12 protein-coding genes and 1 pseudogene are annotated in these 12374 nt (G+C 44.1%); 8 read left to right on the plus strand and 5 right to left on the minus strand.

Features of this window, described 5'->3' with window-relative positions; translation table 11 throughout:
- Positions 1-57: 57 nt before the first annotated feature.
- The 3 genes from hisS (at position 58) to M5J74_RS07335 (ending at position 3742) form a co-directional block, all read left to right on the plus strand.
- Positions 58-1344 carry a histidine--tRNA ligase gene (gene hisS / locus M5J74_RS07325; protein WP_015153480.1) on the plus strand — a complete coding sequence of 429 codons (1287 nt, stop codon included), beginning with the start codon at positions 58-60 and terminating at the stop codon, positions 1342-1344.
- A 262-nt stretch (positions 1345-1606) separates the two neighbouring features.
- On the plus strand, positions 1607-2377 hold the full coding sequence (locus tag M5J74_RS07330) for a hypothetical protein (RefSeq protein ID WP_015153481.1): 771 nt from the start codon (positions 1607-1609) through the stop codon (positions 2375-2377).
- Positions 2378-2749: 372 nt separating this feature from the next.
- Positions 2750-3742 (plus strand): hypothetical protein, encoded by a 993-nt coding sequence (locus M5J74_RS07335; protein ID WP_250016154.1) that lies wholly within the window; start codon positions 2750-2752, stop codon positions 3740-3742.
- A gap of 108 nt (positions 3743-3850) precedes the next feature.
- Here M5J74_RS07335 and proB read toward each other — a convergent pair whose 3' ends face one another.
- The 3 genes from proB to M5J74_RS07350 all read right to left on the minus strand — a co-directional run bounded on the left by proB (position 3851) and on the right by M5J74_RS07350 (position 6623).
- Positions 3851-4966 carry a glutamate 5-kinase gene (proB, locus tag M5J74_RS07340; RefSeq protein WP_106166727.1) on the minus strand — a complete coding sequence of 372 codons (1116 nt, stop codon included), beginning with the start codon at positions 4964-4966 and terminating at the stop codon, positions 3851-3853.
- A 310-nt stretch (positions 4967-5276) separates the two neighbouring features.
- Positions 5277-5819 (minus strand): YqeG family HAD IIIA-type phosphatase, encoded by a 543-nt coding sequence (locus tag M5J74_RS07345; protein ID WP_015153484.1) that lies wholly within the window; start codon positions 5817-5819, stop codon positions 5277-5279.
- A 165-nt stretch (positions 5820-5984) separates the two neighbouring features.
- A complete protein-coding gene (locus M5J74_RS07350) occupies positions 5985-6623 on the minus strand; it encodes a phosphoribosylanthranilate isomerase (protein WP_015153485.1) in 639 nt (212 codons plus the stop codon).
- Between the two features lie 124 nt (positions 6624-6747).
- Between M5J74_RS07350 and psaK the strand changes: the two genes are divergently transcribed.
- The 4 genes from psaK (at position 6748) to M5J74_RS07370 (ending at position 9510) form a co-directional block, all read left to right on the plus strand.
- Complete coding sequence (gene psaK / locus M5J74_RS07355; RefSeq protein WP_015153486.1) at positions 6748-7026, plus strand: photosystem I reaction center subunit PsaK; 279 nt, start codon at positions 6748-6750, stop codon at positions 7024-7026.
- Positions 7027-7184: 158 nt separating this feature from the next.
- Positions 7185-7517, plus strand: a complete 333-nt coding sequence (locus M5J74_RS07360) for a photosystem I reaction center subunit X-like protein (RefSeq protein ID WP_015153487.1) — start codon at positions 7185-7187, stop codon at positions 7515-7517.
- A 322-nt stretch (positions 7518-7839) separates the two neighbouring features.
- Positions 7840-9036: a site-2 protease family protein gene (locus M5J74_RS07365; protein WP_106217245.1), complete on the plus strand. Its 1197-nt coding sequence runs from the start codon at positions 7840-7842 to the stop codon at positions 9034-9036.
- A gap of 27 nt (positions 9037-9063) precedes the next feature.
- Entirely contained in the window at positions 9064-9510 is a 447-nt protein-coding gene (locus M5J74_RS07370; RefSeq protein WP_106217246.1) for an aspartyl protease, read from the plus strand.
- A 51-nt stretch (positions 9511-9561) separates the two neighbouring features.
- On the opposite strand, the pseudogene M5J74_RS33330 reads toward M5J74_RS07370, so the two are convergent.
- Positions 9562-10318, minus strand: a pseudogene (locus M5J74_RS33330) (2-C-methyl-D-erythritol 4-phosphate cytidylyltransferase).
- 228 nt (positions 10319-10546) lie between these two features.
- Here M5J74_RS33330 and M5J74_RS07385 point away from each other — a divergent pair.
- Positions 10547-11509, plus strand: coding sequence for a glycosyltransferase family 9 protein (locus M5J74_RS07385; protein WP_015153492.1), 963 nt, complete (start codon positions 10547-10549; stop codon positions 11507-11509).
- A 196-nt stretch (positions 11510-11705) separates the two neighbouring features.
- On the opposite strand, the gene M5J74_RS07390 is transcribed toward M5J74_RS07385, so the two are convergent.
- Positions 11706-12182 carry a CRR6 family NdhI maturation factor gene (locus M5J74_RS07390; protein WP_015153493.1) on the minus strand — a complete coding sequence of 159 codons (477 nt, stop codon included), beginning with the start codon at positions 12180-12182 and terminating at the stop codon, positions 11706-11708.
- Positions 12183-12374 lie beyond the last annotated feature (192 nt).

Consider the following 12374-nt stretch of genomic DNA (forward strand, 5'->3'; position numbering starts at 1 on the left):
CAAATCGTCTGTCATCCTGAACTAGATTGCATACTTTACAGAGATTATCGATCGCTGATGGGAGAAATTCAGGCACTACGTGGGACGCGAGACATTCTGCCCGATGAGGTTGTCTTTTGGCAACGGGTAGAAGCAACGGCGCGGCATATTTTAAGTAAAGCCGCCTACCGAGAAATTCGTACGCCGATTTTCGAGCAGACGACGTTGTTTGAACGGGGAATTGGTGAAGCTACGGATGTAGTGGGTAAAGAAATGTATACTTTTGTGGATCGGGGCGATCGCTCGATTACCTTGCGTCCAGAAGGTACGGCTGGAGTTGTCCGCGCTTTAATCGAACATGGGCTATACGCTCAAGGCGGCGTGCAGCGTCTGTGGTATACAGGTCCGATGTTTCGCTACGAGCGCCCTCAAGCTGGTAGACAGCGGCAATTTCACCAATTAGGTGTAGAGGTTATCGGTAGTGCCGATCCGAGGGCAGATGCAGAAGTTATTGCGATCGCTACAGAGATTTTACAAAATCTAGGGCTGAAAAACCTGCATCTCGACCTTAATTCAGTTGGGAACAAAACAGATCGGCACAATTATCGTCAAGCACTAGTAGACTATTTCACGCCCTACAAAGGCGAATTAGATCCAGATTCCCAAGATCGCTTGACCCGCAACCCCTTACGAATTCTAGATAGTAAGGACGAGCGCACTAAAGAGATCGCTCAAAACGCTCCTAGCATTTTAGATTATCTTGGCTCTGAGTCGCAGCAACACTTCGAGCAGGTACAGCAATTACTGAGCGATTTAGGCATTAAATACCAACTCAATCCCAAGTTAGTCAGAGGATTAGACTACTACACCCACACAGCTTTTGAAGTTATCTCCGATGACTTGGGAGCGCAAGCAACAGTGTGTGGTGGTGGGCGTTACGATGGGTTAGTCACAGAATTAGGTGGACCCGATACGCCTGCGGTAGGATGGGCAATTGGTCTAGAACGATTGATTATTTTATTACAACAATTGCAAACGCCCCCAGTTTCGGAATTAGATTTCTACGTAGTTTCACGGGGCGATCGCGCTGAGGCGCAAGCACTGATACTAGCACAGAAATTACGCCAAGCAGGGTTTAGCGTCGAATTAGACCTCAGCGGTAGTGCCTTTAAAAAGCAATTTGCCCGTGCTGATAAAAGCGGCACGGTGGCTTGTCTAATTTTGGGCGATGAGGAAGCAGCCAACCAAACTGTCAAACTCAAGTGGATGGCAACTAAAGAGCAAACTGCGATCGCCCAAACTGAGCTTATGACAATGATAGATAGACTACGCGCAGACATTCAATCTTTTAGAGCCGAACGCTAACCGTTGACGGAATAACCGATCTAGCTGGCTAACGAGCGCCAAACTCCAACTACAGCACAGAGGTTGGGCAAGTTTCTGCTGTATAACTTTACACTCTTTTCACTGAACTTTCAAATAACCTTCACATAATCTTAGGTTAAATTTAGGTTAAAATTTTTAAAATATTTCATTATGAGGTTTCATAACTAATTTATGAAACCTCATTGCGTAATTACAAGCATTTTTCTATTTAAAACATAGAAAATCATTTGGAGAATTTGACGTGATAAAACGCAGTCCAGTGCGGGAAGATTTGCCGCAAACTCTCTTATTCGAGCTAACGCCACAGCATACCTTAAAATTTTTGTTAGTGGCAATTACTATACTTGCTATTGCTAGCTTGAGCGTGCAATTTGGACTTTATTATTTACCAGAATATCCCGCCAAGAAGATTTTATCAGGTTTGTTTTTTGTAGACCATGAATCTAATATTCCGACACTGTATTCTGTCTTAACCTTACTTTCTTGCTCTCTTATTTTAGGATTTATTACTAATGCCAAGAGAGCCAATCGAGGAGCATATATTAATTATTGGATGACCTTATCAATCATATTTTTATTTTTAGCTATTGATGAGTTCGCTAGTCTACACGAAAAATTAATTGAGCCATTGCAGATAAGATTAAACGCAAGTGGGTTTCTTCACTCTACCTGGGTTATTCCTGGTGCAGCTTTTGTTGTGATTTGTTTGCTTATTTTTACACGATTCCTCAGCCATCTTCCTACCCAGACTCGTCGCTTATTTCTCTTAGCTGGCAGCTTGTACGTTAGCGGTACGCTGGGAATAGAGATGATAGGAGGCTACTATTCTAGTCTAATGAATGATAGAAATGATATTATTTATACTGTTATTGTTACAGTTGAAGAAAGTTTGGAAATGTTAGGTGTAGCAGTGTTTATTTACTCGTTACTTCACTACATAAGTTACTATATGAAAGGTACAGGCTTACGTATAAATATTGTGACATCTGAAAAAAAGCGCCGTAGTATTTAGCTGTTTGCTATACCAAGGCATCGAACAATTTAATTTAAAACAATTATCTAGCTCAACTTTGCCAATCACAAAGTTGGGCTTTTTTCATGCTGTATTATTGTGTTTAATCAATCTTTATTAGTTTATTTGTACTATTTGCATGTCTTTCTGGCGATCGCATTCAAGTCTAAAAACTAGTAACGAGTCTTTTGTTGTCTGCGTCTAAGTATATTTTCTTAAAGAAGTATAAATTTGTTGTTTTTTACCTTTACTTTTACTTAATCATCTGTTAACTATAAATTAATTAAAAAATAAATTTTTAATAAATGATGACGTTAGGCAGAGCTAGCAGTCTTTTGCCTTAAAGATTGACCTGGATGTGGGGAAGAATCAATGACTAGAGATTTAGAGCTAAAACCATCGCTGGCAAAGCCTTTGGGACAGTATTTGGTTGAGTCTGGAATTATCAACTCAGCTCAATTAGAAACTGCGCTTCAAGAGCAACACCAGACAGAAAAATGTATAGGAGAAATTTTATCAGCCCGAGGTTGGGTAAAACAGGAAACTATTGAATATGTGATGAAAAAAATTGTATTACCAGAGCGCGAGATAGGCGAGCAGAAATTCCTGGACGAAACCTTATTCCAACCGAACAATCGATTTGCTAACAATCCGAATATCTATCTTTCTCCTCACAAGATCGTTCGATTTTTGCTCGTCTCGGCATTTAGTGTAATTTTTGTCTGTGTTTTAGCTCAAGCTAGTACTTACCTTTTACCTGATTATCCATTACAAGATACTTTAGTTTCTCTATTTAATATAGATGGTGAACAAACCATACCTGCATTCTTCTCGTGGTCGCTCTTGCTATTTTGTGCTTTACTGTTAGGGGCGATCGCGTACAGCAAAAAAGCCAATCGAGAACCCTACGCTTCTCACTGGACGGCACTAGCAATTATTTTTTTCTATTTGTATATAGATGAGGCAATTGGAATTCACGAAAGAATCGGCTGGATTGTTAAAGATAAATTCAATCCGAGCGGCTTTTTCTATTTTGCCTGGACAATACCTGGCAGCATTCTTACAATTATCTGCTTTCTGGCATTTCTGCGCTTCATTAATTCTCTTCCTCCTAAGATCAAGTATCTATTTTTGTTATCTGGAGGCATTTACGTTGGCGGAGCATTGCTGGTAGAAATGTGTAACGGATACTATAGATCCTTGTATGGCGATCGCCCGATGTATTACGCTCTGACCGCTGTAGAAGAAGGCATGGAAATGCTAGGAATTGTTACTTTTATCTATGGAATAATGACATATATTAGTTCATCTATGAAAGGCATACATCTTTCAGTTAGGATTCCGGCTAAGAAAGTCAAAAATTAAAAGTCAAAAGTCAAAACAAGAGTTTTTGAGTTGAGTTCGTGTTTTGGTATGGAGCAAATTCGCTTTAGGTAGAAAACAAATTCCTTGTGCCTTTTTCAATTCCTCAGATTAAATCAAAACTAAATTATCGCGGTGAATTACGTTTGCTGCACCAGCATAGCCTAAAATTGTGGCAATTTCTCTCGAGTGTCGCCCGCGAATGTTTTGCAGTTCGCTACTGCTATAGTTGACAATACCTCTAGCAACTTCTTTGCCAAAGCGATCGCAAATTTGAACGGCATCTTGACTGTCAAATTCGCCTTCAATGGTAGTAATGCCAGCCGCTAGTAAAGATTTTCCCTGCTGGCAAATTGCCTTAACCGCACCATCATCTAAGTAAAGCTTACCTGTAGGAATTAAACCATAAGCAATCCAGCGTTTACGAGCGTTAGTCGGTTGAAGTTGAGGCGCGAACTGAGTTCCTAAAGGCTCTCCCTGGATAATTTTTTCAATATTATGTGGAAATCGCCCTTCAGTAATGACAGTACGGACACCAGCCGCTGTAGCAATTCGTGCCGCTGCAATCTTCGTCACCATGCCACCCGTTCCCCATTGGGAACCAGGAGAACCTACTTGTACTTGTAATTGGGCTAGTTGTTCCATGTGCGTTACCAACGCAATTGGCTGAGCATCGGGAAACGATCGCGGATCGGCAGAATAGAGACGGTCTACATCTGTCAGTAAAAATAGCCAATCTGCCTCAACCAAACTGGCAACTAGGGCAGAGAGAGTATCGTTATCGCCAAATTTTAGTTCTTGAACTGCTACCGTGTCATTCTCATTCACAATTGGAATCACGCCAATTTCCAACAAGGCTTGAAATGTGTTGTATGCATTGACATAGCGACTGCGTTCTCCAACATCGCTACGGGTCAGCAGCACTTGAGCGATTGGCTGTTGCAGAGTTGTAAAAAAATCGTCGTATACGCGCATCAACCGTCCCTGTCCGACAGCCGCTACTGCCTGTTTCATTGCCATCGTGCGGGGGCGCTCTGTCAGCCCCAATCGAGCGCAACCGATCCCTACAGCTCCAGAAGACACTAAAATCACCCGATGCCCCTGACGACGGAGATGAGAGAGAGTTTCTGCTAAAGTCGCGATCGTGGAGAGAGCTAGTAAACCTGTCTGCGATTGCGTCAGACTAGAAGTGCCAATTTTGACAACAATGGTTTGAGTTCGCAACATCTTTAAAGGGCTTAGGGGAGAAGAGAGCTGAGGGAGCAAGACAAGTCGCAAGTCAAAATTAACTGGTCACTGGTCACTGGTCACTGGTCACTGCTCGTGCGCTCCCTGCTCCCTGCTCCCTAACAACTAAACAATCATAAAGCACCAGTCTTCTTAGAGAAGAAGGCTGGCGCTTCATGGGGTTATGACTGATGATTTATGGCTGGGGTCTTTATAAGCGCAACCCCTTATTAACTTTTAGTATAATCTCAGACATTTTGCTCAGCTCCACTCTCTTTAATAATTTCTTAATGTTTGTTTTTCCAAAGATTTACTGATTTTTGTTAATTTTTGTGTGCTTGGGGATCAGGGAGGCTCCGAGAGCTTGAGAAACTAGGACTTCTAAGCCACGGATGGGGTAAGCACGGACGGCTTCACCAGGATCGACATACGGTTCGACCAAAATTGTGAACATACCTAAGCGATTGCCAGCGATCACATCAGTAAAGAGGCGATCGCCTACCATTGCTACCTGTTCCGCTGGTAAGTTCATTGCCTCTACCGCTAGCCTCAGCTTTCGTCGAGAGGGTTTGACAGCGCCGAGAATGTAAGGTAGATCCAAAGACCTAGCAATACCACCAATGCGAGTATCGCTGAGGTTATTACTAACTAACCATAGCTTGACAAATTGTCTTGTTTGTGAAACCCACGCTTGCAGAGCGGCTGACGCTGTTGTGGCTTTAATTGGTACTAAGGTTTCATCCACATCTAACACCAAGCCTTTGAGTTGGTATTGCTGAATCATTTCTGGGGTCAAATTCAGCACAGATCCTTCTAGGATTAAATCGGGTTGTAGTAGTTCGTTCCAAGACATGAAGATAAGCTAGGGGTAGGAAAGGGTTAGGGGTGAAAGACGTTAATTGTCAGTAGCTAATTGTCAACTGGAGAACCGAACTATCAACCATCAACTATTAACACTCCCATCATTTTCTCATCAGCTATTAACTAATAACAGCTGAGAGCGAAATCTAAACGATCGTCAATTAGCGATCGCTAAGCGCAATTGCTCGAATAGTCGAGCAACCTTATCTAAATCTTTATCTCCTGGAGAACGTTCTACGCCACTGGATAAGTCAATGCCATGAGGACGAAGTTGAGTTAAAGCAGCCAGAATATTATCTGGAGTGAGTCCGGCGGCGAGAAACCAAGGACAACTCGGTTGAAATTGTTGTAAGGCATTCCAATCTAGCGTTTTTCCCGTACCACCTAACTGCTGAGGATCGTATGCATCGAGTAGGAGAGCATCTACATACGTGGTGTAATTAGCTGCTTGCTCCAGTGCTTCTGTATTTTTGATTCTCAATGCTTTGACAATCTCTACATCGGGCAGCAAGGATCTTAACTGATGGCAAAAAGCGGGTGTTTCGTCTCCGTGTAACTGTACCCCTGTCAATTTCGTGGCTGCGACAATTTGGCTAATGTCTTTTATGGTGGTGTTGGCAAAAACACCGATCCGGTCTACCGTAGCTGGTAGCTGCGCGATCGCGGCTCGAATTTGGGTGGGATTGACATAGCGAGGCGTGTTGGGAACGCAGATAAACCCTAAAGCAGTTGCGCCAAGAGAGGCGATCGCTTTTCCCTGTTCTGGTTTCGTAATGCCGCAAATTTTGATTCGCATACAAGCCAAGTTTGTGTAGAAAATTAAAGCTAATGTTAACTATTAAAACAAATACTATCTCCTGGCAAAGCAATTTTGATAATCCTGAAATTGCGCTCCATAGTTCGATGTAGGAGAAAAAACCTTGATTAATACAATTTTACTAGCTGCCACACAACCAACTGTTCCCAACACTATCAGCTGGAGTCCGCAAGTAGCACTGATTATCAGTGCTAGCTCCTTATTAATACTGCTAATCGCTAGCCGCAGTATCAAATATCCTCAAGTCGGCGCTAAGTTACCCGTAAACTTACCAGTATTGGGCAGTCCCAGCGTTGGTACATTTGTTGCATCAATGGCATTTGGTCACGTCGTCGGAGCCGGAATCGTCCTCGGACTGTCCAACCTCGGTTGGTTGAGCTAGATTTTTGCGGGAGCAGTTATCAGTGACCAGTGACCAGTGACCAGTAAATTCTAACTTCTGACTCCTGACTTTTGGCTCCTGACTCCTACTGACAACTGATAACTGATAACTGACATTAACTCCTAAGACAGATAAAATTTCTTGGCAAAGTCACTTTGATGGAGTGTAGCCAAGCCCTATCGATCTTAGGAGTTAAAGCTTTGTTGGAATCACTCTTGCTTGCAGCAGCCGAAGTTCAACCAACTGTTCCCGATACAGTCAAGTGGAGTTGGACTGGATCGGCAGTCATTGTTGCTACTTGTTTAGTTTTTCTGTTAATTATTCCCCGCACGATTCGCTATCCTCACGTTGGCACTAAGTTTCCTTTAGGACCATTTGCCGGAATTTTCAATAATCCCAGTATTGGTTCTTTCCTTGCTGCCATGAGTGCAGGGCATGTCATCGGCATTCCATTAGTGCTGAGTTTAAATATCTTGGGCATTATCAAGTAGATCGATGAATACGGTTATCCGTAACTAAAAGCAATACACCGAGCATAGGTAGGCAAATTGCCCGCGCAAAGACGCAGATGCACTAAGAATTATTTGCGTCTTTGCTTTTGTATATATAACTTTGAGTATTTCTACAATTGCAGTTGTACGGTTAGCGCGAATTCAATTAAACCTAGTGCGATCGCCAAATCTTTTATCCTAGAAAATATAGGGGCTAGTAAGATTTGTAATTTTTGAGATCGCATCGCAATCCGGCAATCGAATCTTATTTAAGCCATAACCTATAGTTCAGATGGATAGAAATTTGGTTTAGGAAAATCCCATGCAAACAGGTTGGCGAATTGGAGCTTTATGGGGCATTCCACTATTTTTAGACCCCTTGTGGTTTGTTATTTTAACTTTTGTTGCCCTCAATTTTGGGTTGAGTTATTCACCTTGGGGAAATATCTTAGCTGGAAGTGCGGGTTTAACGATCGCACTGCTGTTATTTGGTTCGGTCTTGCTGCACGAACTCGGTCATAGCTTAGTGGCGCGATCGCAAGGGATTAGGGTTAATTCTATTACTTTATTCCTTTTTGGTGGAATTGCTTCAATTGAAGAAGAATCGAAAACCCCAGGCGAAGCATTACAAGTGGCGATCGCCGGACCTTTAGTGAGTATTGGTTTGTTTGGTATTCTTGCTCTGATCGGCTTGGTTTTGCCTGCGTCGAGTTTGGCTAATGTCATGGTGACAGACTTAGCCAGAGTGAATTTAATTTTGGCGCTGTTTAATTTAATTCCTGGCTTACCTTTAGATGGAGGACAGGTATTAAAAGCAGCAGTGTGGAAGGTAACGGGGAATCGTTTTCAAGCGGTGCGTTGGGCGGCAAGAACTGGACAATTTTTGGGTTGGTCGGCGATCGCGACTGGTGCGGCAATAGAATTCTTTACGGGTGAATTAGTCAGCGGTCTGTGGTTGGTGCTGCTGGGATGGTTTGGTATTCGCCATGCTAGTGCATACGAGCGCATCACGAAATTACAAGAAGCCTTGCTGCAACTGCACGCTACCGATGCTATGTCCCGCGATTTTCGCGTCGTAGATGCCGATATGAGCTTGCGGGCTTTTGCTGACCTTTATCTGCTCGAAACATCCGCCCCACAAACTTATTTTGCCGCATCCGATGGGCGGTATCGTGGAATGGTATCGATTGACGATTTGCGCCTTGTCGAACGCAGTCAGTGGGAAACGCAAACTTTACACAGCATCGCTTATCCCCTCACTGAAATCCCCCACGTTGAGGAATCGACATCTTTAGTTGAAGTCATCAACCAGATGGAAAGCCAGCAACTACCCCGTCTAACCGTACTTTCTCCAGCTGGAGCTATAGCGGGAACGATAGATCGAGGCGATATTATCAAAGCGATCGCACCTAAACTTAACCTACGGATTTCCGAAGTAGAAATCAAGCGGATCAAGGAAGAAGGTAGCTATCCATCGGGGTTGCAATTGGGGTTGGTAGCAAAGTCTACTAAAGTGTAGCGATCGCGTATTCTAAGAGAGGTGAATATGGCAGCAACCGCTACTGATGACAGAATGGGCAAAGTTACAACTACAATTACCGTCACTAATCGGATCGATCAAATCTTAGCTGAAAGAGGATTTATTCCCCTCGAACAAGTCCGTTCGGTAACGTTAAAAGATGTTTTGGTCGATACGGGCGCAACTAGACTCTGCCTACCTGCGAATATTATCAACGATTTGGGTTTAGTGCTTCAGGGAGAAGTAGACGTAAAAATTGCTACGGGAGTGCAAAAACTGCGTATTTTTAGAGAAATTAACCTCACTGTTGAAGGTAGAGAAGGTACGTACAATTGCATGGAATTACCATCTGGTGCAGATCCTTTGTTAGGTTTGCTGCCTTTAGAAGACTTGGGCTTAGAACCGGATTTACAAAATCAAAGATTGCGAGTTTTACCTGTTGAGGGAAAGGATACATATTTAACAGTTTTGTAAGTCATTTATCTCAAGAGACGTTACATGTAATGCCTCTACACTAGTAAACAATTATCTATTACCAATTTCTAATCTTTGCTGTAATATAAACTCTGCGATCGCCAAATCCATTGGTGTCGTCAATTTTAAATTTGTCTCTTCGCCCTCAACAATGTGTACGGGTAAGCCACACTTTTCAAACAAAGCTGCATCGTCTGTAACTTCCCAACCTTGCTCCAGACCTTTTGCGTGACACTGCTTCAATAATTGCACGTCAAAAGCCTGTGGAGTTTGCGCCGCCCAAAGCTGGCTGCGGTCTGGTGTATCTTGAATGAATCCAGCATCATCGACGACTTTAATCGTGTCTTTGACTGGGATTGCGGCAATTAAGCCTTGGATTGGGGAGTCGGGAGTCGAGAGTCGGGAGTCAGAAAATTTTGAATTCGGAATTCCGAATTCCGAATTCCGAATTCCTACCGCGCAGCGATCGAATAATTCTGGTGTAGCGAGACACCTTGCACCATCGTGGATGAGGACTTGTTTAGCGTCTGCTGGCAAAGCCTGTAAGCCATTGTAAACAGACTCTTGGCGGGTGGTTCCCCTTGAATGAATTCCACAGGTTTATTCAGGGATAAACCCCCAGGATCTCCTTCAAATCTACCCAATCGGCGGGTTGAGAGATAATGCCGATCCAACTAATTTCATGAGATGCTTCGGCTGCGCGTAGCGTCCAAGCGATTAGAGGTTGCGATCGCAGCGTCAACAGCAGCTTATTGCGATCGCTGCCCATTCTTCGTCCCATTCCGGCGGCTGGAATTAATAAATACACAGTTTCTTAAGAAAGTGGTGAGTGGTGCGTGGTGAAGCGGGCGGAAGCGGAGGTTTCCTCCGCAATGAAGCCGCGTCGTGATGCGTGAAAAGAGCTTGCTATTTCCTGTTGCCTGTTTCCTGTCCCTTGTTCCCTATTTCCTGTGAACTGAAAAAATGTACGCTTTTATCGTTTCGCATAAGTATATGTTCCCCTAAAATAGGAGCGAGTAAGCGTAGAACAGTAAATATGCGAATAGTAGCCCTAGTCCCTGGCGGGATTGGCGACCAAATTCTATTCTTTCCCACCCTGGACGATCTGAAGCGAAATTATCCCGACGCTGAAATCGATGTGGTGGCAGAGCCTGGCTCTTTGGGAGCGTACCGAATCTGTAAGTCCGTGTCCAACGTGCTAAAGTTCGACTTTAAAGACCGTAACAGTTTGACCGAATGGGTCGATCTAATCGGTAATATCCGCGATCGCGAATACGATATCGCGATTTGTGCCGGAAAGCGCCCTTTTGTAGGCATGGCGCTCTGGCTGAGTGGCGTTGCAGTGCGAGTCAGCTACCAGGGGGGAGGAAATCTGTTTCTGACGAACTCCGTCCCCCTCAAAACCGAGCAGTATGTCGCGGCAATGTATCACGATCTGCTCAAAGGATTGGGGATTTCTACCCCCTGTCCCGATTTAACGATTAACGTCCCCAAATCAGACCTAGAATGGGCAGACAAAGAGCAGCAACGACTGGGAATCAAAGATAGCGGTTACATATTAATTCACGGCGGCTCTAGCCAACTTGCGGCTGCGAAAACCAGCATCCAAACCTACCCCGTCCAAAGTTGGCGACAAGTGATTCAAAATTTGCAACAGCGTCAGCCGGATCTACCAATTGCGATCCTAGTGCAAACAGCAGAGGACGAGCAGTTGGTGCGATCGCTACAGGAAGCATTTCCCGATCTGAAGGTGACAAATCCCCCAGATATTGGGAAAACAGCAGCGATCGTTGCTGCTGCCAATTTATTGCTATGTACTGACAGCGCGCCCATGCATCTAGCAGTAGCAGTGCAAACCTATACGATTGCGTTGTTTGGAGCTACAGATCCCAAGAAGTTAATCCCACCGAGCGATCGCTGTATCGCCATCAAATCTCCTACAGGCAAACTCTCAGACATCGCACCGCAAACTGTTTTAGAACGAGTTTGGGGCGGCTGATTTAGGCAGGGAGCAGGGAGACAAGGGGGACAAGAGAGACAAGGGAGACAAGTGGCAAGTCGCAATTCAAAATTTCCTGACTCCTGTACGGGCGGGTTCATTTATACTCTCTGTTTAGCACGGAGTTTTTTGGTAAACCTGCCCCTACAACGTCTGACTCCTTACAAATAACCAATGACAAATGACAAATGACTATTCATAACATTCCAAACAAGTCATCGTCTAAGTCGTAGCCTAGCATTTGACCCATAGATTTCAACCGTGCCGTGCTGGGGATCCCCATTTGTTGTAGCCAGTCATGCAGAACAAATACTTTTTGCATGAGGAAAATTTCTAGGGCTTCGGGATTGAATTGAATTCCTTCTTGGCGATGGAACTGATGGGGAACCAGCATAGCAGTGTAGCGGGACAGTTCGCCTGCTTTCCAATCTAAGAGAAAAGGTAGCCAGGGATAGCGACTGTCAAGGCGAATAAACCACATCCGTACTTCGGGAATTTCAGACAGTTCCCGTGGATCGTCTGAGGGACGAGGATAATCGATCTCGAAGCGAAGTTGCTGCTCGTAAGTGGCGATCGCCGATTTTTCTTGCGATATATTTTCGATCGTCTTGGCAGCTGGCAATACATCTAAGCTGTTGAAGTTGTCAGCCTTGAGAGAAATAGTGATAGTCATGGCGAAGTCAAAAGTCAAAAATCAGGAGTCGTAGGGGCAGGTTGATTTGTGCTGACTGTAGCTAGACGAGTATGTTATTAGTCAAACCCGCCCGTACAGAAGTCAGAAACCGGATAAAACGCTGCAAAGAATCTAGAGAGGCTTTACAACGTTTGCGCATGACATTCGCGCTGTTGATAATTTGTGCCTTGT

Source organism: Chroococcidiopsis sp. CCNUC1, assembly GCF_023546805.1.
In the GTDB taxonomy this organism is placed as follows: Bacteria; Cyanobacteriota; Cyanobacteriia; order Cyanobacteriales; family Chroococcidiopsidaceae; genus Chroococcidiopsis; species Chroococcidiopsis thermalis.

Coding starts and splice junctions, on each gene's coding strand:
- hisS (WP_015153480.1), top strand. CDS start 58: ATGGGAGAAATTCAGGCACTACGTGGGACGCGAGACATTCTGCCCGAT.
- M5J74_RS07335 (WP_250016154.1), top strand. CDS start 2,750: ATGACTAGAGATTTAGAGCTAAAACCATCGCTGGCAAAGCCTTTGGGA.
- proB (WP_106166727.1), bottom strand. CDS start 4,966: ATGTTGCGAACTCAAACCATTGTTGTCAAAATTGGCACTTCTAGTCTG.
- M5J74_RS07345 (WP_015153484.1), bottom strand. CDS start 5,819: ATGTCTTGGAACGAACTACTACAACCCGATTTAATCCTAGAAGGATCT.
- M5J74_RS07350 (WP_015153485.1), bottom strand. CDS start 6,623: ATGCGAATCAAAATTTGCGGCATTACGAAACCAGAACAGGGAAAAGCG.
- M5J74_RS07360 (WP_015153487.1), top strand. CDS start 7,185: ATGGAGTGTAGCCAAGCCCTATCGATCTTAGGAGTTAAAGCTTTGTTG.
- M5J74_RS07365 (WP_106217245.1), top strand. CDS start 7,840: ATGCAAACAGGTTGGCGAATTGGAGCTTTATGGGGCATTCCACTATTT.
- M5J74_RS07370 (WP_106217246.1), top strand. CDS start 9,064: ATGGCAGCAACCGCTACTGATGACAGAATGGGCAAAGTTACAACTACA.
- M5J74_RS07385 (WP_015153492.1), top strand. CDS start 10,547: ATGCGAATAGTAGCCCTAGTCCCTGGCGGGATTGGCGACCAAATTCTA.
- M5J74_RS07390 (WP_015153493.1), bottom strand. CDS start 12,182: ATGACTATCACTATTTCTCTCAAGGCTGACAACTTCAACAGCTTAGAT.